This is a genomic window from Micromonospora tarapacensis (genome assembly GCF_019697375.1).
Taxonomy (GTDB): Bacteria; Actinomycetota; Actinomycetes; order Mycobacteriales; family Micromonosporaceae; genus Micromonospora; species Micromonospora tarapacensis.
This window is the reverse complement of sequence record NZ_JAHCDI010000004.1, coordinates 3824370-3847140: the sequence shown is the minus strand read 5'-3', so window position 1 is coordinate 3847140 and position 22771 is coordinate 3824370. Positions and strand designations below refer to the sequence as shown.

At 68.2% G+C, this 22771-nt stretch carries 25 protein-coding genes, 2 tRNA genes and 1 pseudogene; 22 read left to right on the top strand and 6 right to left on the bottom strand.

Features of this window, described 5'->3' with window-relative positions; all coding sequences use genetic code 11:
* Nucleotides 1-58: 58 nt before the first annotated feature.
* A complete protein-coding gene (locus KIF24_RS23400) occupies nt 59-1354 on the bottom strand; it encodes a glycosyltransferase family 87 protein (protein WP_221085857.1) in 1296 nt (431 codons plus the stop codon).
* 73 nt (nt 1355-1427) lie between these two features.
* Here KIF24_RS23400 and orn point away from each other — a divergent pair, with 73 nt between their 5' ends.
* Both orn and KIF24_RS23390 read left to right on the top strand, forming a co-directional pair.
* Nucleotides 1428-2018, top strand: coding sequence for an oligoribonuclease (gene orn / locus KIF24_RS23395; RefSeq protein ID WP_221085856.1), 591 nt, complete (start codon nt 1428-1430; stop codon nt 2016-2018).
* A 114-nt stretch (nt 2019-2132) separates the two neighbouring features.
* Nucleotides 2133-2208 (top strand) — tRNA-His (locus KIF24_RS23390).
* A gap of 89 nt (nt 2209-2297) precedes the next feature.
* Here KIF24_RS23390 and KIF24_RS23385 read toward each other — a convergent pair.
* Together KIF24_RS23385 and KIF24_RS23380 are read right to left on the bottom strand one after the other, a co-directional pair.
* On the bottom strand, nt 2298-3557 hold the full coding sequence (locus KIF24_RS23385; protein ID WP_221085855.1) for a L,D-transpeptidase: 1260 nt from the start codon (nt 3555-3557) through the stop codon (nt 2298-2300).
* 124 nt (nt 3558-3681) lie between these two features.
* Nucleotides 3682-4935, bottom strand: a complete 1254-nt coding sequence (locus KIF24_RS23380; protein ID WP_221085854.1) for a L,D-transpeptidase — start codon at nt 4933-4935, stop codon at nt 3682-3684.
* Nucleotides 4936-5121: 186 nt separating this feature from the next.
* Between KIF24_RS23380 and KIF24_RS23375 the strand changes: the two genes are divergently transcribed.
* Nucleotides 5122-5197, top strand: a tRNA-Lys gene (locus KIF24_RS23375).
* Between the two features lie 175 nt (nt 5198-5372).
* On the opposite strand, the gene KIF24_RS23370 is transcribed toward KIF24_RS23375, so the two are convergent.
* Nucleotides 5373-5948 (bottom strand): flavoprotein, encoded by a 576-nt coding sequence (locus tag KIF24_RS23370; RefSeq protein ID WP_221085853.1) that lies wholly within the window; start codon nt 5946-5948, stop codon nt 5373-5375.
* A complete protein-coding gene (locus KIF24_RS23365; protein WP_221085852.1) occupies nt 5945-7282 on the bottom strand; it encodes a hypothetical protein in 1338 nt (445 codons plus the stop codon). The genes KIF24_RS23370 and KIF24_RS23365 overlap by 4 nt, the downstream gene beginning before the upstream one ends.
* Nucleotides 7283-7706: 424 nt before the next feature.
* On the opposite strand from KIF24_RS23365, the gene amcA (KIF24_RS34710) reads away from it, so the two are divergent.
* The 13 genes and pseudogenes from amcA (KIF24_RS34710) to KIF24_RS23305 all read left to right on the top strand — a co-directional run bounded on the left by amcA (KIF24_RS34710) (nt 7707) and on the right by KIF24_RS23305 (nt 16648).
* Complete coding sequence (gene amcA / locus KIF24_RS34710) at nt 7707-7868, top strand: multiple cyclophane-containing RiPP AmcA (protein WP_331461253.1); 162 nt, start codon at nt 7707-7709, stop codon at nt 7866-7868.
* A 119-nt stretch (nt 7869-7987) separates the two neighbouring features.
* Entirely contained in the window at nt 7988-8260 is a 273-nt protein-coding gene (locus tag KIF24_RS23360; RefSeq protein WP_230415854.1) for a hypothetical protein, read from the top strand.
* A complete protein-coding gene (locus KIF24_RS23355; protein WP_221087680.1) occupies nt 8257-8430 on the top strand; it encodes a hypothetical protein in 174 nt (57 codons plus the stop codon). The genes KIF24_RS23360 and KIF24_RS23355 overlap by 4 nt, the downstream gene beginning before the upstream one ends.
* Before the next feature lie 19 nt (nt 8431-8449).
* A pseudogene (locus KIF24_RS23350) lies at nt 8450-8674 on the top strand (cyclophane-forming radical SAM peptide maturase AmcB); the annotation flags it as partial.
* Nucleotides 8671-8856: a multiple cyclophane-containing RiPP AmcA gene (gene amcA / locus KIF24_RS23345; RefSeq protein ID WP_221085851.1), complete on the top strand. Its 186-nt coding sequence runs from the start codon at nt 8671-8673 to the stop codon at nt 8854-8856. The pseudogene KIF24_RS23350 and the gene amcA (KIF24_RS23345), both read left to right, overlap by 4 nt.
* A 94-nt stretch (nt 8857-8950) precedes the next feature.
* Complete coding sequence (locus KIF24_RS23340) at nt 8951-9160, top strand: hypothetical protein (protein WP_221085850.1); 210 nt, start codon at nt 8951-8953, stop codon at nt 9158-9160.
* Between the two features lie 196 nt (nt 9161-9356).
* Complete coding sequence (locus KIF24_RS23335; RefSeq protein WP_331461252.1) at nt 9357-9941, top strand: RNA polymerase sigma factor; 585 nt, start codon at nt 9357-9359, stop codon at nt 9939-9941.
* Nucleotides 9941-10951: a CU044_5270 family protein gene (locus tag KIF24_RS23330; RefSeq protein ID WP_221085849.1), complete on the top strand. Its 1011-nt coding sequence runs from the start codon at nt 9941-9943 to the stop codon at nt 10949-10951. Before KIF24_RS23335 ends, KIF24_RS23330 begins: the two co-directional genes overlap by 1 nt.
* Before the next feature lie 449 nt (nt 10952-11400).
* Nucleotides 11401-12021, top strand: a complete 621-nt coding sequence (locus KIF24_RS23325) for a DUF4760 domain-containing protein (RefSeq protein ID WP_221085848.1) — start codon at nt 11401-11403, stop codon at nt 12019-12021.
* Between the two features lie 499 nt (nt 12022-12520).
* Entirely contained in the window at nt 12521-13885 is a 1365-nt protein-coding gene (locus KIF24_RS23320; RefSeq protein ID WP_221087513.1) for an endo-1,4-beta-xylanase, read from the top strand.
* Between the two features lie 43 nt (nt 13886-13928).
* Nucleotides 13929-15371, top strand: coding sequence for an RICIN domain-containing protein (locus KIF24_RS23315; RefSeq protein WP_221085847.1), 1443 nt, complete (start codon nt 13929-13931; stop codon nt 15369-15371).
* Between the two features lie 228 nt (nt 15372-15599).
* Nucleotides 15600-15788: a DUF1565 domain-containing protein gene (locus KIF24_RS23310; protein WP_221085846.1), complete on the top strand. Its 189-nt coding sequence runs from the start codon at nt 15600-15602 to the stop codon at nt 15786-15788.
* A 179-nt stretch (nt 15789-15967) separates the two neighbouring features.
* Complete coding sequence (locus KIF24_RS23305) at nt 15968-16648, top strand: YdcF family protein (RefSeq protein WP_221087512.1); 681 nt, start codon at nt 15968-15970, stop codon at nt 16646-16648.
* Nucleotides 16649-16654: 6 nt separating this feature from the next.
* Here KIF24_RS23305 and KIF24_RS23300 read toward each other — a convergent pair whose 3' ends face one another.
* Nucleotides 16655-17395: an XRE family transcriptional regulator gene (locus KIF24_RS23300; RefSeq protein ID WP_221085845.1), complete on the bottom strand. Its 741-nt coding sequence runs from the start codon at nt 17393-17395 to the stop codon at nt 16655-16657.
* Between the two features lie 57 nt (nt 17396-17452).
* Here KIF24_RS23300 and KIF24_RS34145 point away from each other — a divergent pair, with 57 nt between their 5' ends.
* The 6 genes from KIF24_RS34145 (at nt 17453) to KIF24_RS23270 (ending at nt 22734) form a co-directional block, all read left to right on the top strand.
* Nucleotides 17453-17584: a hypothetical protein gene (locus KIF24_RS34145; RefSeq protein WP_269440636.1), complete on the top strand. Its 132-nt coding sequence runs from the start codon at nt 17453-17455 to the stop codon at nt 17582-17584.
* Nucleotides 17585-18584: 1000 nt separating this feature from the next.
* Nucleotides 18585-19751 carry a nucleotide disphospho-sugar-binding domain-containing protein gene (locus KIF24_RS34705; RefSeq protein ID WP_221085844.1) on the top strand — a complete coding sequence of 389 codons (1167 nt, stop codon included), beginning with the start codon at nt 18585-18587 and terminating at the stop codon, nt 19749-19751.
* Nucleotides 19673-21079, top strand: coding sequence for an aromatic ring-hydroxylating oxygenase subunit alpha (locus KIF24_RS23285; protein WP_331461251.1), 1407 nt, complete (start codon nt 19673-19675; stop codon nt 21077-21079). Before KIF24_RS34705 ends, KIF24_RS23285 begins: the two co-directional genes overlap by 79 nt.
* Nucleotides 21076-21603, top strand: a complete 528-nt coding sequence (locus KIF24_RS23280; RefSeq protein ID WP_221085843.1) for an aromatic-ring-hydroxylating dioxygenase subunit beta — start codon at nt 21076-21078, stop codon at nt 21601-21603. Before KIF24_RS23285 ends, KIF24_RS23280 begins: the two co-directional genes overlap by 4 nt.
* A gap of 224 nt (nt 21604-21827) precedes the next feature.
* On the top strand, nt 21828-22214 hold the full coding sequence (locus KIF24_RS23275; protein WP_221085842.1) for a carboxymuconolactone decarboxylase family protein: 387 nt from the start codon (nt 21828-21830) through the stop codon (nt 22212-22214).
* Entirely contained in the window at nt 22204-22734 is a 531-nt protein-coding gene (locus KIF24_RS23270; RefSeq protein ID WP_221085841.1) for a hypothetical protein, read from the top strand. Before KIF24_RS23275 ends, KIF24_RS23270 begins: the two co-directional genes overlap by 11 nt.
* Nucleotides 22735-22771 lie beyond the last annotated feature (37 nt).

The following is a 22771-nucleotide window of genomic DNA, read 5'->3' as shown; positions in this document are numbered from 1 at the left end:
CGCCCTTCACCGGGGGAAATCGGTGACCGTGGGGGAAGTAGTGCCCCTTAGGGGCAGATTACCGGCTGATGGGCGTCTCGGGAAGAGTGTCCGTCTTTACCCGACGATTCCGAGGTGCGTCGGCCTGGTCACGCACCGGCAGGAAGGCCAGCAGCACCAGGCAGAGCAGCACGTACACGTTGCGGAGCAGGAACTCCCAGGGGGTGCTTGTCGGTTCCGGGGCGACACCGAAGTCGTAGAAGGACACCACGCCGTACACGATGATCGCCGAAAGGCCGACGGCGGACGCCCCCAGCCGGCGGCGCCGCCGTGCCCCCGCGAGGGTGCGCGGATCGGTGCTCAGCGCCGCGTCCGCCAGGATCACCACCGCCGGGATGAACCAGTAGATGTGGTGTGTCCAGGTGATCGGGCTGATCAGTGCCGCGACCAGCCCGGTCAACGTCAGGCCGGTGAGCGCGTCCCCGGCCTGCGACGCCCGCACCGCCCGCCACAGCCCGTACCCGACGACCGCCGCGACCAGCGGCAGCCAGACCAGCCGGCTCGGCTCCTCCGGCGCGGTGAGCCGGCTCAGCAGGCCGAACAGCGACTGGTTGCCGGTGTAGTCGGTGCGGCCGACCCGGTCGGTGGCCCACAACTCGTGCGTCCAGAACCGCCACGAGTCCGCGGGCGCGACCGCCGCGGCGAGCAGGGTCGCCCCGGCGGCGGTCGCGCCGGCCACCACCACCGCCCGCCACCGCCGGGTGGCCAGCAGGTAGATCACGAAGATGGCGGGGAACAACTTGAGCGCCGCCGCCAACCCGACGCCCACCCCGGCCCAGCGGCTGTCCCGGGGTACGGCGAACAGCAGATCGGCCAGGATCAGCACCACCAGCAGCATGTTGATCTGCCCGAAGGTGATCGTCTCCCGGGTGCTCTCCACCGCGAGCACGAGCAGCACCCCCACCGCGAGGGTGAACAGGTGCGGCAGGTGGTGCCGGCGGATCACCGGGTCGAGCAGCCATTTCGTGGTGATCACCACGCCGAGCAGGGTCAGGCCGGTGAAGATCGCCACGGTGGCGCCCAGCTTCAGCTCGGCGAACGGCAACAACAACAGGGCGGCGAACGGGGGATAGGTGAAGTACAGCTCACCCTGCACCCGGTCGGGCTGCACGTAGTCGTAGAGCGGATTGCCGGCGGCCCACCAGTCCATCGCCGACATGTAGATCTTCAGGTCGAAGAAGTTGTGGATGGTCCCCGGAAGGTAGAGCGCCGGAAGCACCGCCGCCAGCGCCAGCAGACCCATGATCCGGCGAGCCGTGCGGCCAGCAGGGTCGTCGAGGTCGACGCTGGACGGTGTGGCAGGTTCCGCGGGCACGGGAAAGACCCTAGCGGTCGGTGCGGCCGACGGCGCGCAGCCACGGGGCATGGGCTGCGCGTAGGCTGACCCGGTGGCTGATCTTCTCGTCTGGATCGACTGTGAGATGACCGGGCTCGACCTCGGCGGCGACCGGCTCATCGAGGTCGCGGCACTGGTCACCGACCCCGATCTCAACGTGCTCGGTGACGGCGTCGACGTGGTGATCCACGCCGACGACGCGGCGCTGGACGCGATGCCGGAGATCGTCCGGACGATGCACCGCAAGTCGGGGCTGACCGACGAGGTGCGCCGCTCCACGATCACCCTGGCCGAGGCCGAGGAACGGGTGCTCGACTACGTCACCCGGCACGTCAAGGATCCACGCACCGCCCCACTCTGCGGCAACTCGATCGCGACCGACCGCGGGTTCATCGCCCGGGACATGCCGCGCCTCGACGCCCACCTGCACTACCGCATGATCGACGTGTCCTCGATCAAGGAGCTGTGCCGGCGCTGGTATCCCCGCGTGTACTTCGGCCAGCCGCAGAAGGGTCTGGCACACCGGGCCCTGGCGGACATCCGGGAGAGCATCCGCGAGTTGGAGTACTACCGACGCGCCATCTTCGTGCCGCTGCCCGGCCCGGACGTGGAGAGCGCCAAGGCGATCGCCGCCGAGCTCTGAGCGGCGTTCGACCGCCGGTCGGCGTTCACCGGAACCCGATGGACGTGGTCGGCCGTGGTGGGGGTATGATTTCTCCGCACCCGCCCCGGGCATTCGACCGGGCGAGGCGGCATGGTGGCTGTAGCTCAGTTGGCAGAGCACCGGGTTGTGGTCCCGGTTGTCGTGGGTTCAATTCCCATCAGTCACCCCAACGATCAGGCCCCGTCCCAGGACGGGGCCTGATCCGTTACCGGAGCGCGGCGGTGGCCCCTGCGGGCGCAGCGGCCACCGCGTGACGGTTCAGGCGGTGGGTGTCTCGCTCGGCGAGACGTCCGGGTCGGCCGCCGCCGGCTCGTACGGCAGGGCGCTGCCCTTGACGTACTCGTCCCAGCTGACGTTCCAGTCGGTCCAGCCGTTGCCGAGTTGCAGCTTGCGCTCGGTGCCCTTGACGACGATCGGGTCGCCGACCTTCGTGTTGTCGAACAACCAGGCGCCGTTGGCCATCGAGACGTTCACACAGCCGTGCGAGACGTTGGTGGTGCCCTGCTGCCCCTCCGACCAGGGCGCGGCGTGGATGAACTCGCCACCCCAGGTCAACCGCTGGGCATAGTCGATCTTCGTCCGGTACCCGTCCTCGGGGCCCAACTCGTCGTACGTGTCGAAGACCGTCTTGCGCAGCTTCTCCATCACCACCATGGTGCCGCTGGAGGACGGGGTGCTCTTCTTGCCCAGGCTCACCAGGATCGTCTTGATCTTCTTGCCGTCCCGGGTGACGGTCATCCGCTTGGTCTTGTTGTCCACCGTCATGACCAGCTTCGGCCCGATGGCGATGTCGACGGTCAGGTCGGCCCGGCCGTACCAGCCGTCGCCCAGCGGCAGCCCGCCCGCCTGCACCCGGTACGACACCTCGCTGCCCGCCTGCCAGTACTCCTTCGGCCGGTAACGGACCTCGGTGGGGCTGACCCAGTGCCAGCTGCCCTCCTGGGCCGGCGTCGAGGTCACCGTCATCCGGCGCTGCAGGTCGGCCCGGTACTGCTCGGGAATGGCCCGGCCGAACTTCACGATCAGTGGCATGGCCACCCCGACGGTCTGGTCGTCGCCGAGGAAGCTGCTGATCCGCACCTGCTTGTCCGGCTTCGCCATCACGGTGAAAGCGCTGGTCGCGGTCACCGGGAGCCCGTCGTCGCCGGTCGCGGTGACCGTGGCGGTGTAGGAACCGCCGTACGTCAACGCCTGCGCCGGCAGCCAACTCGTGCCATCGGCGGCGAGACTGCCCTCGACCGCCGCACCGTCGGCGTCGGTCAGCTCCACGGTGGTGTCCTCGGCCTCCTCGGCGGCGAAGGTGATCGCCGTGGCGGCCGGAACGTCCTTCGCGTCGGCGGCCGGCTCGCTGATGCTGACCGACGCCTTCGCGGCCGGCTGCTCGGCGCCGTCCTGCCAGCCCGGCCCGTCGTCGCTGCCCTTGCCGCCCGTGCAGGCGGAGGTCAGCGCCAGGGCCACGGCGAGCATTCCCGCGGCGAGCACCTCCCGCCGCCGGTTGCGCTGGTCCCGAACTCGCATGGTGTCCTCACAGTCGTGGTCCGCTGCCCGTCCACTTCACAGACGCACAGGAACACGTACCCGTTGCGGAAGGTGAACCGAAACACGTGGAGCGGGATGTCCGGATAGTGACATATCTTGCCGGTCACACGGACGGACCGGCACCACCTTCCGGAACCGGCAGCGCGCTGCCCTTGACGAAATCCGACCAGCTCAGGTTCCACGCCGTCCAGCCGTTACCGGGCGCCAACTTGCGCTCGGTGCCGGTGACGGTGATCGGATCACCGATCTTCGTACGCTGGAAGAGCCAGCGGGCGTTCGCCATGGAGACGTTCACGCAGCCGTGGGAGACATTCTGCCGCCCCTGGACGTTCTCTGACCAGGGTGCGGCGTGGATGTACTCGCCGCCCCAGGTCAGCCGCTGCGCGAAGTCGATGTCGGTGACGTACCGGTTCTCCGGGTCGGGATCGTCCATCGTGTCGAAGACCGTCGACTCCTTCTTCTCCATCACCACCAGCGTGCCGCTGGACGAGGGCGTCTTCTTCTTGCCCAGGCTCACCGGCACGGTGCGGACCAACTGCCCGTTCTCGTACACCCGCATCTGCTTGTCGGAGTTGGTCACCTTCATCTCGAAGGCGGAGCCGATCTTCGCGGTGGCGTTGCGGTCGACGTTGCCGTACCGCCCGTTGCTCAGCGGAACCCCGGCCAGCGCGATGCGTACGGAAAGCCTGGTGCCCGGCTTCCAGTACTCCGGCGCCCGGTAGTACGCCTGGGTGCCGTTGCCCACCCAGTGCCAGGCGCCCGGCTGCGGCGGATCGGTCTGCACGAACATCCGCTTCTGCACCGCGGCCCGGTCCTTCTCCGGAATGCCCGGGTGGAACTCCGCCACCACCGGCATCGCCACCCCGTACGTCCGGTCGTCGAACAGGTACAACCCCGAGGTGATCATCGACCCCGGCTTCGCCATCGTGGTGAACGTGCTGGTGCCCTCGCTGACCGAGCCGTCCGGCCGGCTCGCGGTCACCGTGGCAATGTAGCGGGTGGACCATTTCAGCGGCGCCGACGGAACCCACGAGGAACCGTCCGTACGCAGCTTCCCCTCGACCTTCTTGCCGTCCTTGGTCTTCAGCGTGACCCGCGACACCTCGCCGCCGCCCGGCAACTCGGCGGCGATCTCGACGCTGACCGGCCGGTTCTTGGCCCCGTCGGCCGGACTCAGCGCCAGCGGCGGCCCGCTCGCTGTCGCCGGTGCCACCGGCGTCGCCGTGCCGGTCGCCCCGGATGTCGCCCCCGGCACGAACTCGGGCACCGGCCGCTCCTCACCACAGCCCGACAACGCCAGCGACGCCATCAGGCCCAGGGCACCAACCAACGCCCCGGCCCGCGCGAACCTAACCATCCCCACCCCTGTCCTAGCGCACCTGGCCGACATCGTGCCGCACCGCTGCATCCGGGCATCACCCCGTCCCACCCTTTGCGAGGGCTTCTCGCCAAATGTCCGGAGAGCTCGACCGAAGGGAGGAGCCGGGGAACGGATTGGAACCCGGTTCAGAGTGCATGCTAGTGTTCTCTCCGTTGCCGACGAGCGCCGCTAGCTCAACTGGCAGAGCAGCGGACTCTTAATCCGCGGGTTCGGGGTTCGAGTCCCTGGCGGCGCACCACCGAGCAAGGCCCTGACCTGGTAGAACTCTGCCGGTCGGGGCCTTTTTCGCGTACGGCGGTGGCGGGTGGTGGCTCGGTGGGTGCTCGGGAGCCGTTGGACCCGGATTGGCGTCGGTGGGACCGGTGCGATGCCCATGGACGCCTGGGTCAGGTCCGGGCCTGGCGTGATTGCGACTAGCCGTGGCCAGAGGTGGCCGATCGATCCGCATTGGCAAGTTGGGTCGCTGCCTCGAACGCAGTCGTCCAGGGGAAGGCGCACTGCCGGTCCTTGCCGCTGCCGGGCGGGTGCGGTTCCCAGCCGTCTTCGGGGCCGAGCAGGACGTGTATCCCTTCGTCGCGAAGGCTTGCCACGGCGTGGCGGAAGGGCGAACGGGCGGCGAGGGCGGCGTTGACGAACGGGACGATGACGGTCGGTACCTGCCGTCCGATCAGTTCGGCGACTGAGGTCATCGCGTAGTTGTCGGCGAGGCCGAGGGCTATCTTGTTGATCGAGTTGTATGTCGCGGGTGCAATGACCAGGGCGTCGGCGGCGGGTAGCGAGCGGCGGTCGCCGGGGGCTTGCCGGTAGCTGGATCGCGCCGGAGCACCGGTCAACTCCTCGATCGCCGGCACGTCGATGAAGTCGATGCCGTTGGGCGTGGCGGTGACGGCTGTTGTCCAGGAGTGCTTCTGCGCGGTGTTGATCAGCTGGGTCACGTCGGCGGCGGGGCCAGCGGCGCAGACGACGATCTGCAGGTGGCCGCCGCTCACAGCCGGATCCCGGCCCCTCGTGCGAAGTCGACGACGGCGGTGCGGGCGGAACCCTTGGCAAGGGTCGCGAGGTCGGTGGCGATGCGTTGGACGGCTGGGCGACAGCGGACCTCCTCGGGTGCCACCTCGTACGCGGTGCGCAGCGCGGTCAGGCCGTGGTCGTAGCGTCCCCACTGGGTGTAGGCGCGGGCGACATCCACGTAGAGGGACGCTTTGCGCTCGGCGAGCGTCACCTTGTCCAGCGGTACCGTGCGCGCGATGCCGATGGCCGTGCCGGCATCGCCGAGGGTAAGGGCGACGTTGACCCGGTGGAGCAGGACGTTGGCGGCGCCGAAGCCGGTCCACCGGTCGTTGCCGTCGTAGCCGAGCCGGGCTGCGGCGCGGCCTGCCTCATCGAGCATCGATTGCGCCGTGTCACGGTCGTCGCTGCGCGCGGCGGCGACGGCCCCTCGAAGGACGAGGGCGCCGTAGACGGCCACGGCGTCAGCCGACGCGAGGCGCGTGTCCCGATCGAGTACGTCGGCTGCGTTGCCGGCGAGGGTCACTGCCTGCTCGTTGTGGCCGTTGCTCAGCAGAGCGTGGGTCATGATCCGAGCACTCGTGGCGAGCGCCACCGGATCCTCACTCGCCGCAGCGGCTCGGGTGCTGCGCTCGGCCGCGACCAGGGCCAACCCTCGGTCGCCCACCTTGAGCAGGACGCTGCCGACGACGTGGTACAGGTCCGCAGCCAGGACTTCGATTCGCGTTCTCTGCTCGCCCTGCGCACCGGTCCTGGCGGGCTCGAGTGCCGGCAGCAGCGTTACGAGCTGGTCGAGAACGAGTTCGTACCGGCATGCCTGGTAGTCGATCTTCGCAGCGGCCACGGCGCGGGAAAACTGCTGAGCGGACAGCGCCACCGCGTTCGAATGGCGTGGCGAGACGAGCGCGTCGAGGAGGGGCGCGACATTCGGCAGAGCGGCGACGCCGATCGTCGCCCCGCGTAGCAGATCTCTTCGTCGCACGTCACCATCCGAGCCCGAGTCGCCTTGTCCGTCACCGCCAGTATCCGTATCCACGCCGGCATCCGGCAGCCTGGTGCCCACGGTTGCACCGCCGGTGCCCGGCCCCAGCAGGGCCTCGAAGCGTTCCCGCGCGTCGGGTGTGGCTCGGGCCAGCACGGTGTCCAGCGCAGCCTGCATGTCGGCGCGCGGAAGAACCTTGCCGCCCTGGCTGCTCCACTTGGCCACCGTCCGTCGGGCCGCGCCCAGGTGTTCGGCGAAGGCGGTCACGCTCATCCGGAGCGCGTTGCGCAGCGCATTCGCCTCCCGGCCGGTCCAGGTCGTCACCGGAGCCATCGCACGTCCTTCCGAAACGGACAGTCCTCGGCCTGATGATCGTACCGGCACGTGGGGTGACGGCGGGTGCACCGCCAGTGCACCGCTCGGACATTCCGTCTACCCGCCTCCCCGGACCAGGCTGGACGTGCCGGTATGCCGCTTCCCCAAGCGCTCCGGCAGGTCAGCGGCAATCTCACGTCAGGGAGATCCAGATGGACGTGCCTCACGGCGGCAGGCCGGAATGCGACCCGACGCATCGGCAAGTGCTCGCGCCGGGCACTCCGTCGACCGCACGGGTGATTCCTCGCTCGCGTACCGCCATCAGGGCTGCGTGGACGGGTGGCCGACGGTCTGCTCCCCGCCGCTGGCCGACGGCGGTGGGCTTGCCGGCATGTCGGCAAGCCCACCGCACTCACACCCCGAGTCCAGGTAGGGGCCGGCCGTGACCGTGTACATCTCCCGCAACGCAAAAACGGGCGACCTGCCGCGAGGCCGGTCGACATCGGCTTCACCGAAACAGCCGGGACCGGCCGATCCGCCGCTGCTGACGTACGCCTGGCAGATCGTGTTCGAGCGGCAGGCACGGGAGCGCGATCCCCGATGAACAGCGACGGACACCGACCCGCGCCCGCGCCATCGGCGCATCTGCCGTTACGGCCGCCGGCTCTGCCAGGGCGGCCGGTCGAGGCAGTCCGCGCCGAGGCGTCCCGGCCGCATTTGCCCATGCGGCCGCTGTGGCTGTGCCGGCGGTGCGGCCAGCCATGGCCGTGCGGCGCGGCGAAGCTCGCCCTTCTGGCGGAGTACCGGGACAGCCCGGTCAGTCTCTTTCTCTACCTGGCCAGCTGCCTGCACGACGCGATCGACGATCTACACCAACTCCACCCCGACAACACCGGCAGCACCGCCGATGTCTTCGACCGATTCCTCGGCTGGCCCACCCAGCACCGCAGCCGCCGCCCGCCTATGGCCGACCCGCAGACACCGGAGGAAGCATGAGCGTGCGCGACATCGGGGTCATCACCGCACTGGGAAGTCCTGCGATCGCCGGCAGGTTTCACACCCTGGTCCTACAGCCCACCAGCTTCTGCAACCTGGACTGCACCTACTGCTACCTGCCCGACCGGCGGTCCCGCCGGCTGATGTCCGTGCCGGTTGCGACGGCTTGAGCCGATCGGCGACATGCTGGCCCGTGCCGGCGAGCTGCGGTACGTCACCGAGTTCGTGACGGCGATAAACGGCTGCGCCGACCGCTGCGGCTTCTACGACTTCTGCCGGGGTGCGCAGGCCGGCAATCGCTACTTCGAGCACGGCACCTTCACCACGCGGGAGACCGCCTACTGCCGCACGACCCGGCAAGCCCTGATCCGGGCTGCTGCGGATCACCTCACCCCTCAAGGAGGACCGTCATGACCCACGCCCTCGCCGCGCTTCTCAATGCCGCGCCGGACCGTCTCGCTCTCCTCGGTGTCGACCCGACTCGCGCGGTAGCGTCGATCGGCGCGGCGAAGTTCTTCAACCGTCCCACCTGGGACAACAAGGGGAACTTCGACAGCCGCCCCGCCTGGGACAACTGGAACAAGAAGAAGTCGTAGCCCGTCGACCGGCGACATCATTCGATGCGGGGTGGCGTGCCCACCCCGCGCCCAGACAGGTTGAGGAGACATGCGGACGACCACCGTGGGCGACGTGACAATTCTTGTGCCGGACCTCGATCCGGAGGACCTCGACCACGTCTCTGAACTTTCCGACGATGACGTCCGCGACGGTCTTGTCGACGGGGTTTCCTGGCGTGGTGAGCAGCTTGCGGGCCAGAGCATCCGAGGTTGCCGGATCACCGGCGCGGACCTCGGTGAGGTCAGCTGGGAACAGGATCCCGGTTCACCGGCACGCGGCTGATCGATACCTCACCCGCTTGGCCGTTGAGGCGCTGAACATCGTCGTCCGCGCCGGGGGGCTGACCGGAGCCGAGAAACACCTGGTCCCGTAGCCGGGTAGCTAGCCCCGCATTCCGCAGGTCGTCGATGCGCCGCCACCGCTACATTTTCGGATCGGCTCGCCGGTAATCGTTGGGCCCGTCGCGACACAAGCCAGGGTGAGAGGCACCGAGGCGATGGGGGTTCGGGTGGGTCCACCGAAGAAAAGGGACGAGGGCTGGTTCACCGGCCTCTACGTTGCCGAGTACGCGAACGTAGTGCGGTATGGCCTGCGCCGACTCGCGGACTCCGACGCGTCGGCGGAGCTCGCCCAGGAGGTCTTCGTCGTCGCCTGGCGTCGTCGTAACGAGGTGCCGGACCGCAGCCTGCCCTGGCTGTACGGGGTGGCCCGGCGGCTCCTTGCGAACCACTGGCGGTCGCGGCGCGGTGCCCCCGATGTCCTGCCCATCACCGGTGCCGACCTGGCACGGGTCGCCAGCTCGTCGGGTGCCGACACCACTGTCGGGGTCGCCGACGTCCGGGCTGCGCTGGCCATTCTCAGCGAACCCGATCAGGAGATTCTCCGGCTGATTGGCTGGGAGGAGTTGACGGTGTCCGAGGCGGCCCAGGTTCTTGGCTGCACTCGGGCGACTGCGGCGGTGCGCCTGCATCGCGCCCGCCGCCGCCTCGCCGAGGCGATGTCGGACCGTCCCGCTCAGTCCCGGCGCCGCCCCGTGTTGGCGACCATGCGAGAGGAAGTGTGATGTTCGGAGCAGAGCGCACCCGTAGTCTCCTCGGCCCGGTCGACCCGGCCCGGACCGCCGCCGTCGCGACGCCGCCGGTTTCGGCACAGGAACTGATCAACCGCGCCGGCAGCACCGAGATGGTCGCCGGGCGTCGTCGCGTACGCTCGACCCGCCGGCTGGTTTTGGCGGCTGGGACGCTGGCGGTCGTGGTCGGTGTCGTGGCCGTTCTTCAGCCGTTCGACAGGCCCGCACCGGATGTTGCGGGCGGGCCCGGGAGCGTAGCGGGATCGGTGCTCGTGCCGGTCTCGTACCAGTTTGATACGGACCCGCCGGAGGCTGGGCCGCAACTGCGCGCGCTGGCCGGCAAGATCAAGGACGCGGAGTACGAGCACCTCGGCGGCCGCTACATGTACCACCATACGAAGGTGTGGGGCGATCCGGTGATGACCTCCGCCGACGGCCGTCACCACGTCGCCTTCGCCGGTGAGACGAAGGTCTGGCGGGCCGCCGACGGGACCGGCAGCCAGATCAACAAACAGTTGGAGCCGCAGTACCCGGACCAGGAGTCCCGCGACTACTGGCAACGCAACCTGGACTCGCGTCCCGCAGTTGACGCTGCGGCGGCTCCGATCATGATCCCGCTGCCGCCCATGGAGCTGACGCCGCCGTCGGCCGACCCGTCGCGGCTGCGCGAACTGCTCAAGGTCGGGTACGGGCCGGGCGCCGCGAGTAAGGAGGTCAGCACTCTGTATGCGCGGTTCGTCATACCGCGTGCGACGCGAGCGGAGATCCTGCGGGTCCTCGCCGACGTGCCTGGCTTCCGCTGGCGGGGGCAGGTGACGGATCGCGCCGGTCGGGACGGGGTCGCCGTCACCTTCGATGACCGCGAACACGACGCGCAGTCCCTTCTGATCTTCGACCCGACGACAGGTGAGCTGCTCGCCCACGAGCGACTGACGCTGTCGCCCGGGCGGATCAGCGCGTACAAGGTGATCCTCGATGCCGCCTGGACTGATCGAATAGGTTGAACGTCGGCGCTGGGGCCGGCGGCGCAGACGACGATCTGCGGATGGCCGCCGGCCCTCGCCCGGGTTTCAGCGGTTCGCTGGCTCGCTTCTCCGCGATCAGCATCCTCCCGTCCGGCAGCCCGGTGAGCGCGATCGGACGCTGCAGTCCGAAGGCCACCTGTTCGGATACCACGGTCAGCTCGGTGCGGGGCACCCTGCCGGGGCGGGGTGCGCCGGCCGTGGCGGTGCCGATGACCGACGCCGACACGAGCGCGGACGGGACCAGAACGAGCAACCCGGCCAGCGCGGGGACCGGGTGCCATCGCTGTCGCGACATGTTCTCAGCTCCTTGAGCAGGTGGAATGGAGTACGCAGTCTGGGAGCGCGTCCACTACATCCACTTTTATCAATGCACTGACCGGAGGTGCGGAATCGGCTGCCGGTGGAGTGGCCTTCGTACGATGACCGCCATGGATGTTGCGATCGTGACGAACGCGGTCGTGGCCGCGGTCTCGGTGATTACCGTCGGGGTCTCGGTGTTCTTCGCGCTCCGGCAACTGCGGCTGTCGCAGAGCGCGAACCACACCCTGGTCGCGATCGAGCTGCTCACACGGGACCGGATGAGCGACGCCTTCCTGGACAGCCAGCAGTTCGTGCTCACCGAGCTGAGGGTGAGGTGCTCGCCGGAGTTGCGGGTCAGCGATCTTCCGCCGGGCGCCCGTAAGCATGTGAACCGGATCGCGTTGTACTACAACGGCCTGGGTCAGATGCTGGCCTTCAACGTCGTCGACCCGGCGCTGTTGATCGGCACAGGTGGCTTCCGCGCCCGAGAGGCGTGGAGCGTGTTGGAGCCGTACATCCTCGCCGAGCGGGTGGCCCGCGGTGAGTCGTATCTGGCGAACTTCGAGCATTTGGCCGTGCTCGCCACCGAGACGCCGTGGTCGGTGGCAGTGCGCAAGCTGGGCCTACGCCGGTTCGACGGCTACCCCGCCGACCTGGGTCTGGCGACCGGGGCGGGTAACACGGCTGGGAAGGCGACGGCCGCTGATCCAGCCAGTGAACGCGGCGTCAGAGCTGCGGGCTCCGTCTGACGACCACCGCGCCGACCGGCCCGGGTGGGCCAGGTAGGTCGGATCGGCGCGCCGCCGCGCATCAACGGCCGATCGCCCGGCCGCCGCCGGTTCGTCCGTGACGTGGGTCAGAGCGGCTCGTGTTCACGTGCACATTGCACGCCATGGTGGTGGCGCAACCGACGTGGCTCACCGCTGTGGATCTCCAAGCTGTGACTCCCATCGATCGGAGGGCGCTGTGGTCGAGCTGTCCGGTCGGGGCGGCGCACTCGTCTTACCTGCTTTTTTCCGGTCTTTGGGCTGAACTTCTTGAGCGTCCCGTAACTTTGTGGCAATCTCACTGCCATCGATGCGTAGCGTTGTGTCGTCTCCTGTGGTCTGCCCCTGAGCACGCGAGTCGCCGGGCGATGTTAGCGCTAACCCGTCGAAGTGACGCGACTCTGGAAGGGTGCTGAGACACATGAAGAATCTCGTACATCCGAGCGGTTCTCCGCGACGACGGTGGTCGACCATGGCGACGATGCGCGCGCTGGCGGTCGGGTTGCTGGTGGCCGGCACGGTGCTGGTGCCCAGCGGTGCCGCCAACGCGGGCACCACGTTGGGCACCTCGGCGGCGGAGAAGGGCCGCTACTTCGGTGCCGCCGTCGGCACGTACAAGTTCAACGACAACACGTACATGACGGTGCTGAACCGCGAGTTCAACAGCGTGGTCGCCGAGAACGAGATGAAGTGGGACGCGACCGAGCCGCAGCGGGGCGTGTTCAACTTCGGCGCCGGTGACCGCATCGTCAACCACGCCCGATCGCGGGGGATGAAGGTGCGGGGGCACGCCCTGTTGTGGCACGCCCAGCAGCCCGGCTGGGCGCAGGGTTTGTCCGGCGGTGACCTGCGCAACGCCGCCATCAACCACGTCACCCAGGTGGCCAGCCACTTCCGGGGGCAGATCTACTCCTGGGACGTGGTCAACGAGGCCTTCGCCGACGGCGGCAGCGGCGCCCGGCGCGACTCGAACCTGCAACGCACCGGCAACGACTGGATCGAGGCGGCCTTCCGCGCCGCCCGCGCGGCCGACCCTGGCGCCAAGCTCTGCTACAACGACTACAACACCGACGGGATCAACGCCAAGTCGACAGGCATCTACAACATGGTGCGCGACTTCAAGCAACGCGGCGTCCCCATCGACTGCGTCGGCTTCCAGTCCCACCTGGGCACCACCATCGCCGGCGACTACCAGGCCAACCTGCAACGCTTCGCCGACCTCGGCGTGGACGTGGAGATCACCGAGCTGGACGTCACCCAGGGCGGTAACCAGGCCAACATCTACGCCACCGTCACCCGCGCCTGCCTGGCGATCTCGCGCTGCACCGGCATCACCGTGTGGGGCGTACGGGACTGTGACTCCTGGCGCGGCGGCGACAACGCCCTGCTCTTCGACTGCGCCGGCAACAAGAAGCCCGCGTACACGGCGGTCCTCGACGCCCTGAACGGCGGCAGCACTCCGAATCCGACCGGCAACAGGTTCCGCAACGAGGGGTCCGGCCGGTGCCTGGACGTCAACGGTGCGAGTTCGGCCAACGGCGCACAGATGATCATCTGGGACTGCCACAGCAACGCCAACCAGCAGTTCACCCAGAACGGGCGCGCGTTGCAGGTGATGGGCAAGTGCCTGGACGTACCGAACAACGCCGCCGCCGGCACCCGGGTGCAGATCTACGACTGCCACGGTGGGGCGAACCAGCAATGGGTGATCAACAGCAACTCCACGATCAGCAACGCACAGACGGGGCTCTGCCTGGACGTCAACGGCGCCAGCACCGCCAACGGCTCCGCGGTGATCGTGTGGGGGTGCCACGGCGGCGCCAACCAGCGCTGGGCCCGGGCCTGAGCTGATGAGCACGACAGTCGGCACCGCACAGAAGGGAACGACAATGTTCCGCTCTCGCTCACCTCGCTACCTGGGCCGGATGCTCACCTGCGCCCTGGCCGCTCTCGTGGCGGTGCCGACTGCCGTGCTCGGCGGTGCCTCACCCGCCGCCGCCGACACCAGCCAGTTCCGTGGTGTCAACTGGGCCAGGTTGGGTGACAACTTCCACGGCGGACCGCTGGTCCTGCACGGGCTGAGCAGCTCCGACAGCTACGCGACGGTGGTGGCCAAGGCCAACGCGATCTACACCGGCTTCCAGACCAACCTGGGCGCCAACACGGTCCGGCTGCCGATCAACACCTACACCGTCGGTACGAGCTGGTGGAACGCGTACACCGGTGCGATCGACGCGGCCACCGCGAAGGGCCTCAAGGTCGTCCTCTCCTACTGGGAGGACGGCGTGGCCGCCAGCGGCGGTCGGATCGTCAACACCACCGCCTTCAACACCATGTGGGACACCGTGGTCGCCAGGTACGGCAGCAACGACCTGGTGTACTTCGAGCCGATGAACGAGCCGGGCGGGCACAGCGCCGCGGAATGGGCGAACGTGGTCAACAACTGGCTCACCGCCCGTCCGTCGATACCCCGCCACCGGGTCTTCGTCAGCGGTGCCGGCCTGAACACCGACATCAAGTCGATGTGCGCCGACCGCCGGCTCGACGGGACGATCGTGTCGCTGCACCACTACACCTTCTTCAGCGGCGCGAAGACCTACGACCAGTGGGTGGCGTTCCTGAGGGACGCGATCGGCTCCTGCGCCGCCCGTACCGTGATGGACGAGTTCGGCGCGCCGATGGACACCGGGCTCAACTACCACGACGCCGCCAGCGCCGACAACTTCGTACGCTACTTTCGCGCCACCACCGATGTGCTGCGGGAACTGCGGATCGGCTCGATCTACTGGCCGGCCCTGGGCGGCAAGGTCACCGCCGGCCAGGGCGACGACTGGTACGCCATGCAGAAGCTGCACGGCACCGGCACCAACCTCACCCTCAGCACCCCCAACGCCAGCGGTCTCGATCGCCTCCGGTACGCCTGGGGCCTGACCGACGGCGGCACACCGGACCGGGTGAGCCGGCTGCGGAACGTGGGCACCGGGCAGTGTCTGGACATCCCCGGCGCGACGACCGCAAACATCCAGGTCCAGGTGTACGCCTGCAACGACACCGCCGCCCAGCGGTGGACCGTGACGACCGGTGGCCAGATCACCGCTCTTGCCGGCCAGCGGTGTCTCGACGCGTACAACCGGGGGACGGCGAACGGCACCGTCGTCGGCACGTACGCATGCAACGGCGGCGACAACCAGCGGTGGACGATCGGCGGCGACGGCACGATCCGCGGCGCGCAGTCCGGCCTCTGCCTGGACGTGAACACCACCACCTTGAAGGTCCAGCTCTGGGCATGCTGGGGCGGCGACAACCAGAAGTGGCAGGTGCAGAACGCCTGACCTGGCACACCCGACCGCGCGTACGCCGAGGGCGGGCCCGTGCCCATTGCGCGGCGCGGTATCTCAATGGCCTCCGGGTGACGGCCCGACTGTGGCGTACACGGGGCGTACCGCCTCGGCGAGGCACGGTCCGTCGACGGGAGCGGAGGGAGAGGAGAAGAGACGAGATCTGTTGTCCGTGCCGGAAGACTTGCGCTGGCGGTGTTCGTCTCCGCCGCGCTGCCAGCCGTGTTCGCAGACCAGGCTCCGGCTCTGGCTGCAGTCCAGGAGACGCTGTACGTCGCACCCGGCGGAAACGACGCCAACCCGGGCACGCTCGCCGCACCGTTCAGGACGCTACAGCGCGCCTGGGACGTGGTCCGGACGAAGACCGCGACCATGACCGGTGACGGACCGGACCTACGCCACGCCGGATGACCTCCCGGTCTCGGCTTTGCTGCCTGAGCTGCTGCGGAGTGTTCGTGAGGGGCAGGTCGTCTACCTCAGCGAGCAGGATGAAGCGGTCGCCGCTGTCGTGCCGCTGGAGGTAGCGAGGGCGGGCCTGGCGGCACTGGGAAGAACCGACGAGGGGCTGCGGTGACGGTCCTGCCTGGTACCTGTTGATGAACCAGCACGCGGCGGCGCCGGCTGAGTCGATCCCTGACGAGATCCGTGTCGAGGTGGAGACGCTGTGGCGCTACCACGACATGGGCCACGAGGTGCGGCCGTGTGACGTGGGGATCGGGCTGGGCAGCCATGACCTTGGTGTCGCGGTGATCGCGACGCGCTTGTTCCACGAGGGATTGTTTCCCTGGATCGTGTTCACCGGGGCGAACGCGCCGACGACTGTGGAGCGATTCCCTCGCGGCGAGGCCGTGCACTACCGCGAGTACGCGATGGAGCAGGGCGTGCCGGCAGGCTCGATTCTTGTGGAGCCACGGGCGACGAACACCGCCCAGAACCTGGAGTACAGCCGGCAGCTCCTGGCTGAACGGCGTATCCCGGTGCGGTCAGTGCTGATCATGTCGCGGCCGTACCAGCAGCGTCGGGCGTACGCCACTTGCAGGCTGATGTGGCCGGAGGTCGACGTGGTGTGCGCGTCGAACCCGTTGGCACTCGATGACTACGTGCGCAGCATCGGTGACCCGCGGCGGGTGGTGGAGATGCTGGTCGGTGACACCCAGCGGATCGAGGTGTACGCCGAGCGGGGGTTCGCGATCCCACAGGAGATGCCGGACGAGGTGCGGGCCGCCTTCGAGCGGCTGGTGGCGGCCGGTTATACGAGACGGCTGGTCTGACGACGGCTACCAGCGCGGTCCACCCGACCGGACGCCCATCCGTTCGCTGAGTTCGACGGCCAGTCGGGGCGGCCGGGGGCGGATGAGGATGTCCCGGACGAGGTCGCGGGAGAGCCGGTGGTAGCGCACCTGGTCTGGGCCGATGACCTCCGCGTCCAACAGTGCGCCGAGGGCGTCGTCGATGCGGTTCCAGCGCGCCAGCGCTCGCGCGGTCTCGATGGCGTGGCGGGCCTGCCGCTCGATGGGCAGGGCACCGGTATCGAGTGGGGTACCTATGGCGATGGTGCGTTGCACGTTGCCGAGTTCCATCGCCGCGGTCGTCTTGTGGATCGACACGTTGGTGGGTTCGAAGGCCGTCCAGACGTGGTTGGCGTCGGTGCCGAGCTGGGTCGCAGCGGCGTCGGCTTCGGCGATGCGGGTGTCCGCGGAGGCGCGGTCGTCGTCGCGGGCGGCGGCGAGAGCGCATACGAGGTGCAGGCTGCCGTAGACCGACAGCAACTGCGGTGTGGGCTTGGTCAGCCGTGGTTCGAGGAACTGTGCTGCGGTGGCAGCGAGGCCTCGGGCCTGCGCGTATTCGCCGATCGCGATCAGAGAGTGCGCGGCGGAGCGGCTGAGCGAGCCGATGACGACGTGGTCGTCGCTGGCGTTGGCGGCGGCCAGTCCTCGACTGGCCGCGGTCCAGGCGAGGTCGCCTTCGCCGAGCTTGGTGAGGAACAGCGCGGCGAGCTGGTGGGCGTAGGCGGTCATCGCGTGTGCGCGCTGGCCGTCGTCTCCGTCGTAGGCCTCGGTGGCGGTCAGGCAGTCGTGGATGAGGTACGGAAGCTGATCCGCTCCTACCTCGCCACCGCCACCGCACACGGCCGCAACATCATGAACGCCCTCACCGAACTCGCCGCCGGCCGTCCCTGGCTACCCACCGACGCAGCGACCACCTGACCAGTCACCTGTGAGCAAGGCCGCACTGCCATTTGGCTGTGCGGCCTTGCTCATGTGTGGGCTCGGATGGGCCGCCTCCAGCCCACGTTTTCGAGGCCCCATCGCTGGCCCGTGTCGTGCTCGACGCCGTGCAGGCCGAACCTGCCGGATCACTGCCGGATCCCTCCGGCCAGTTGCTGGTCTACGTCGGCCGGCAGCAGGTAGCCACTGCATAAAAGCAGGGGGACTCAGGCTTGCCGGATCAGCCATCCGCGGTCCGGGGTCCGGCATCGCGCGCTGCGCGCGTGACAGCGGTGTTCATAGTCAGCCTTCTGTGTTCGACGAGCACGAAAATCGGCCCGCAAAGCGTGTGCGTTACGGGCCGATCGCGTCGCCGTATTGGGAATAAGACCGGAAAATCTCCTACCGAAGAGCGGGGGATCTCAGGTAGGGGCCTCGTCTGCGCCCCGGGGCCGGTTAGCCGGTGACCGCGGCTCACAGCTCGGCCAAGGTGACATTTCAACTTCATCGACACCATTGCATGAAATTCGGCGACTCGACCGAAGGGTTGTGAGCCCGCGGCCCCCACGCCTTCGCTGTCGAGGAACCGGACCTGCGTGCTGAGGGTCGAGGCGGAGCCTGGGAAAGCCGGCGGCGTTGTGGGTGTGCCGGCAACTTCAGAGCATTGACATCGATCATGCCTTGCGGCACACTTTCCGGAGCCGCCTCGGTATAGGCGGTGAGCCCTTTGTCGCAAGTTTGTTTCGGGCAGTTAACGTAGACGGGTCCGTGTCCCCCCCCAATGGCGTTGGGGAATGCGCAGAACCTCGTACCAGTATCTGGACGTCAATGCTTCCTTCGCCTGCCGGTTTGCTCGCGTGCCTGCGGGCGGAGTTCTGCCGCTCGTGCGTCGCGGTCCCGACTCGTCGCTGAAGGCCGGGTGCGTATTCGTGGCCGCTGCAGCTGATCCAGGCCCAGATCTTGAGTCGGCCTGTTCGTTTTCCCATGGATCGGAGATCTAGTGCGCATCGCCTTCCTCACCACGACTCAGCATGGTCACCTCAACCCGTACATTCCGGTGGTCAATGCGCTCCAAGCCGCCGGCAATGAGGTTGTGCTGCTTTTGGTGTCCGCGGACGGTGGCGCGCTCAGCGAGCAGCGTCGCCAGGCCCTGGGCGCGGCGGAGGTCCACATGGTCGGGCAGGTCCAGATGGCGCCGTGGAGCGACGACCCGGCAAAGATCGGTCCGATGCTCGAATCGTCACCGGTAGCGGACGAGGTGGCTGATGCGCTGCGGGCGACGGCGCCGGACTTCGCGCTGCTCGATTCGCTGCCGGTGTTGGCGGCAGCGATGGCCGGGGCGCAGGCATCCGGTGTGCCTTACGGGATGATCTGGGCAAACCTAGGCGGGGTATGCCCGAAGGAGCGTCGGCAAGGGCGCTGGCTGTACGACGAACAGGTTGGCGACTATCTGACCAGGCACGGGGTGTTGTGGTCGACCCGCACCCATTCGGCGCGTTCGCCGATTCTCAATGTGATGCCGACGATTCCCTCGCTCGTCGGGGACGAAGCGGTCACCGACGACGGTGTGCAGCTGGTCGGGTTGCCGGGTGCGGCGGGCAAGCGCGGCGACGAGGTCGCCTTTCCCGGCCTGGCGGAGATCGACCCCGGCCGTCCGCTGGTGTTCGTCTCCTTCGGCACGATCTTTTTCAGGCGGCCCGACCTCCTACGTACGGTGATCATGGGGGCGGTGAAGACCGGTGCGCAGGTGATCGCCGCGGTGGGAGATCTCGCCGAGGAACTCGCGCTGCCCGCTGACGTGCTAACCGCCCCGTATGTGCCACAACGCGACGTGCTTGAGCGCGCCGACGTGTTCGTCACCCACGGCGGCTACAACTCGGTGGCGGAGTCGATCCGGGCGGCGACACCGATGCTGGTGATCCCGCTAGCTGTGGATCAGCCCATCCAGGCGTACTTCGTGGAAACCGCGGGCTTCGGGACGGCATTGGAGCCGGTCGACGTCTCAGAACAGGCGGTCGCTGACGCTGTCGCCGATCTGCTGGATCCCGGCCGGGACTACCGGGCGCGGCTGCGCGCGGCGCAGCCCGAGTGCGGCGATTCCGCAGCGCGCACGGCAGAAATAGTCGGCAGCATGGGCGAGAAGCTACAGCGAAAGGGGGAGCAGTGACGATAGAACTGCAGCGGCCGGTGGACGACCAGATCGTATTCGATGATCTTGAGAGTTTCTCGTTCCGGGTGGACCGCCGGGCCTACACCGACGACGACGTGGCCGCACAGGAGATGACCAAGATCTTCGATCGCTGCTGGTTGTACGTCGGGCACGAATCGGAGGTGCCCGCGCTGGGCTCCTACGTGTCACGTGACGTCGGAGGGCGCCCGGTGGTCATGGCGCGCGGCTCCGACGGAGTGATTCGAGTGCTTGCCAACAGCTGCCCGCACCGCGGGGCTCTGATTTGCTCAGAGTCGGCCGGGCAGGCCAGATCGTTCCGGTGCCCGTACCACGACTGGACATTCTCCAACCAGGGTGACCTGGTCGGAGTTCCGCTCCCGGACGGGTACGGCCCAGGCTTCCGCAAGTCCGACTTCAGCCTGGCGCGGCACCGTAGCGACAGTTACCGGGGTTTCGTGTTCGCGACCTTCGATCCCGAGCAGCCACGCGCCTTGACCGAGTATCTGGCGGGCGCGACGGAGTACCTCGATCTGATCGCCGACCAGTCCGAAGTCGGAATGGAGGTGATCCAAGGCGCGCAATTGCACGGGGCTCGGGCCAACTGGAAGCTCATGATGGAGAACAGCGTCGACATCTACCACTTCCGCGCCCTGCACAAGCGTTACGTGAGCTACATCGAGTCGCTCGGGACAGTGGCACCGCGACGACGAGGCGGCTTCGCCCGCGCTCTCGGACGGGGGCATGGCGCCAATGAGTTGGTACCGGCGGCAGCCCGACCGCTCGCCTACTGGACGCCGATGTTCCCCCCCGAGGTCAGGTCACGGATGGAAGCGACGGCCGCACGGTTCGTCGAACGGTTCGGCGCCGAACGCGCCCAACGGATCACCGGTGCCAATCGAGCGTTGATGATCTTCCCCAATCTGATGATCATCGACGCGATCGGGATCACCATCCGCAAGATCGACCCGGTCGGCGCGGACCAGATGGCCATCACCTCCGTCGCGCTGGCCCCCAAGGACGAGGATCCGGACATCCGGGAACTGCGTAAGAGTCACTACCTGACCTTCCTCGGTCCCGCCGGCTTCGCCACCCCCGACGACATCGAGATCATCGAGTCCTGTCAACGGGGCTACCTCAATCGCACGCTCCGCTACTCGGACCTGTCACGCGGTATGGCCAAGGAGGTCCCCGAGACCACCGATGAGCTCCCGGCCCGCGAGTTCTGGCGGCAGTGGGACCGGCTGATGCACGAGGGCGACGACGACCACGAGGCAGCTCACCACGTCACTCAGCGGGTCGAGAGGCAGGGGGCGCAACGGCGATGACCACCGACACGATCAACACCGGGCCGGCGGTAGACGAGACGGCCCGGATGCGGCTGTGGCACCGGGTGAGCCAGTTCCTCTTCCGTGAGGCGCGGCTGCTCGACGAGTGGCGCCTGCGCGAGTGGTACGACGAGATGCTGACCGACGACATCCACTACGTGGTGCCGGCCACCGACGTCCGCGGCGAGTCGGCCGACGCGCTCGGGCTCATCGACGACAACGCCGCCCGGCTGCGCCAGCGGATCGAACAAATCCTCAACGGCGAGGTGTGGTGCGAGAATCCCCGGTCGCGGACGAATCGGATGATCAGCAACGTGGAGATCGTCGCTGATCGGGGCACGCACCTCGATGTGGCGGCGAATGTCGTCGTGTACCGGTTCGGGCACGGACGCTCTGACTGTTACGTCGGAAAGTATCGGCTCGAACTCGCCGTCGATGGCGAGTCGTTCCGGGTCCGGAGACGTGTCGTGGTGCTCGACCACGAGAGTCTTTACGAACACGGAAAGCTCAGCATCATCCTCTGAGACCTGACAGAGACAGGGCCCTCCTCACAGCTTTGGGCGCAGGGGCGGGCCCAGTTCAGGCTGCGCCGCGGCTGATCGGTGACTCGGTGACGTCGGCGGCGGGGCCGACGGTGGCGTCGCCATGTGTACCCACATCTGCGCCGCGTCGCTGCTCGTCGCCGTCGTGGCGTCGTAGGAATTCCCCACTGTCCGACAGGCCACCCGGCAACACGAAGGAGTGATCGATGAACCAGCCGCTTGCCCGGCATGAGCGGGGTGAGGCGATGTTCAAGCACGTCTTCGGCCGCGAACCCCGCCCAGGCTCCTATCCCGATTTCCTGCAGCTCACCATCGACCACCTGTTCGGTGAGATCTGGACCCGCCCGCACCTGAGCGTCGAGGAACGCGAATTGATCGCGCTGACCGCGGTTACCCTGGCCCGGACCGACTGGGAGCTGCGCGGCCACATCGGTGCCGCCCTGCACCTGGGGATGCCACGGGAGAAGATCGTCGAGATCATCATCCAGCTCGCCTACTACGGGGGCTGGCCGGTCGCCAACAACGGGCTGCGCATCGCCCAGGAGGTATTCGCCGAGATCGACACCAACAAGGACACCGACCATGACCAGTGACCCTGCTCCCCTCGACCCCGCCGTCAAGGTCGATCTCTGGCGCCAGCGGTTCTTCGAGGCCCAGGCGGCTGCCGAAGAGTTCATTCTCGCCGTGCACGGCGATGACGGCGTGTCCGCGTGGATCCAGGCGAACTCGCGCATCACCGCGGACCTACTGCGATCGCAGCGGCCCGCCGGAGAGTCTGCCGCCGTCCACTTCATGACCCGGCTGCAGCGCCAGTTGCTGCTCTACGACTCGGCAGTGACCAGCGAGCCCCGGCCTTCTGGCACCGTCCTGCGCAACACCGAATGTGGGATCCTGCGGTACCGCAAACAGGCCGCCGGTGCCGGCGTCAAACTGACTTTCGCATCACCATGCCAGTACTGTCAGGAACTCAACACCGCCATCGCCGCCCGCTACGTCGAATCGGACGTCACGGTGTCGTGCGAACAGGCAGGCGACGGGTGCACCTGGCGCGCGGAATCCCGGCACGCTTCAGGCGACGGCGCGGCCGGCTCACCTGGCCGCGGCGGAACGTAGCGTGAACCGCCAGCACCGCCGTCGGTCGTCGGCCGGC

Excerpts from the sequence above, each read along its gene's own strand:
- KIF24_RS23280 (WP_221085843.1), top strand. The coding sequence starts at position 21,076 with ATGACCACCGACACGATCAACACCGGGCCGGCGGTAGACGAGACGGCC.
- KIF24_RS23355 (WP_221087680.1), top strand. The coding sequence starts at position 8,257 with ATGAGCGTGCGCGACATCGGGGTCATCACCGCACTGGGAAGTCCTGCG.
- KIF24_RS23385 (WP_221085855.1), bottom strand. The coding sequence starts at position 3,557 with ATGCGAGTTCGGGACCAGCGCAACCGGCGGCGGGAGGTGCTCGCCGCG.
- KIF24_RS23315 (WP_221085847.1), top strand. The coding sequence starts at position 13,929 with ATGTTCCGCTCTCGCTCACCTCGCTACCTGGGCCGGATGCTCACCTGC.
- KIF24_RS23270 (WP_221085841.1), top strand. The coding sequence starts at position 22,204 with ATGACCAGTGACCCTGCTCCCCTCGACCCCGCCGTCAAGGTCGATCTC.
- KIF24_RS23380 (WP_221085854.1), bottom strand. The coding sequence starts at position 4,935 with ATGGTTAGGTTCGCGCGGGCCGGGGCGTTGGTTGGTGCCCTGGGCCTG.
- KIF24_RS23360 (WP_230415854.1), top strand. The coding sequence starts at position 7,988 with ATGCGGCCGCTGTGGCTGTGCCGGCGGTGCGGCCAGCCATGGCCGTGC.
- KIF24_RS23300 (WP_221085845.1), bottom strand. The coding sequence starts at position 17,395 with ATGACCGCCTACGCCCACCAGCTCGCCGCGCTGTTCCTCACCAAGCTC.
- KIF24_RS23330 (WP_221085849.1), top strand. The coding sequence starts at position 9,941 with ATGTTCGGAGCAGAGCGCACCCGTAGTCTCCTCGGCCCGGTCGACCCG.
- amcA (WP_221085851.1), top strand. The coding sequence starts at position 8,671 with ATGACCCACGCCCTCGCCGCGCTTCTCAATGCCGCGCCGGACCGTCTC.
- KIF24_RS23275 (WP_221085842.1), top strand. The coding sequence starts at position 21,828 with ATGAACCAGCCGCTTGCCCGGCATGAGCGGGGTGAGGCGATGTTCAAG.
- KIF24_RS23320 (WP_221087513.1), top strand. The coding sequence starts at position 12,521 with ATGCGCGCGCTGGCGGTCGGGTTGCTGGTGGCCGGCACGGTGCTGGTG.
- KIF24_RS23365 (WP_221085852.1), bottom strand. The coding sequence starts at position 7,282 with ATGGCTCCGGTGACGACCTGGACCGGCCGGGAGGCGAATGCGCTGCGC.
- KIF24_RS23325 (WP_221085848.1), top strand. The coding sequence starts at position 11,401 with ATGGATGTTGCGATCGTGACGAACGCGGTCGTGGCCGCGGTCTCGGTG.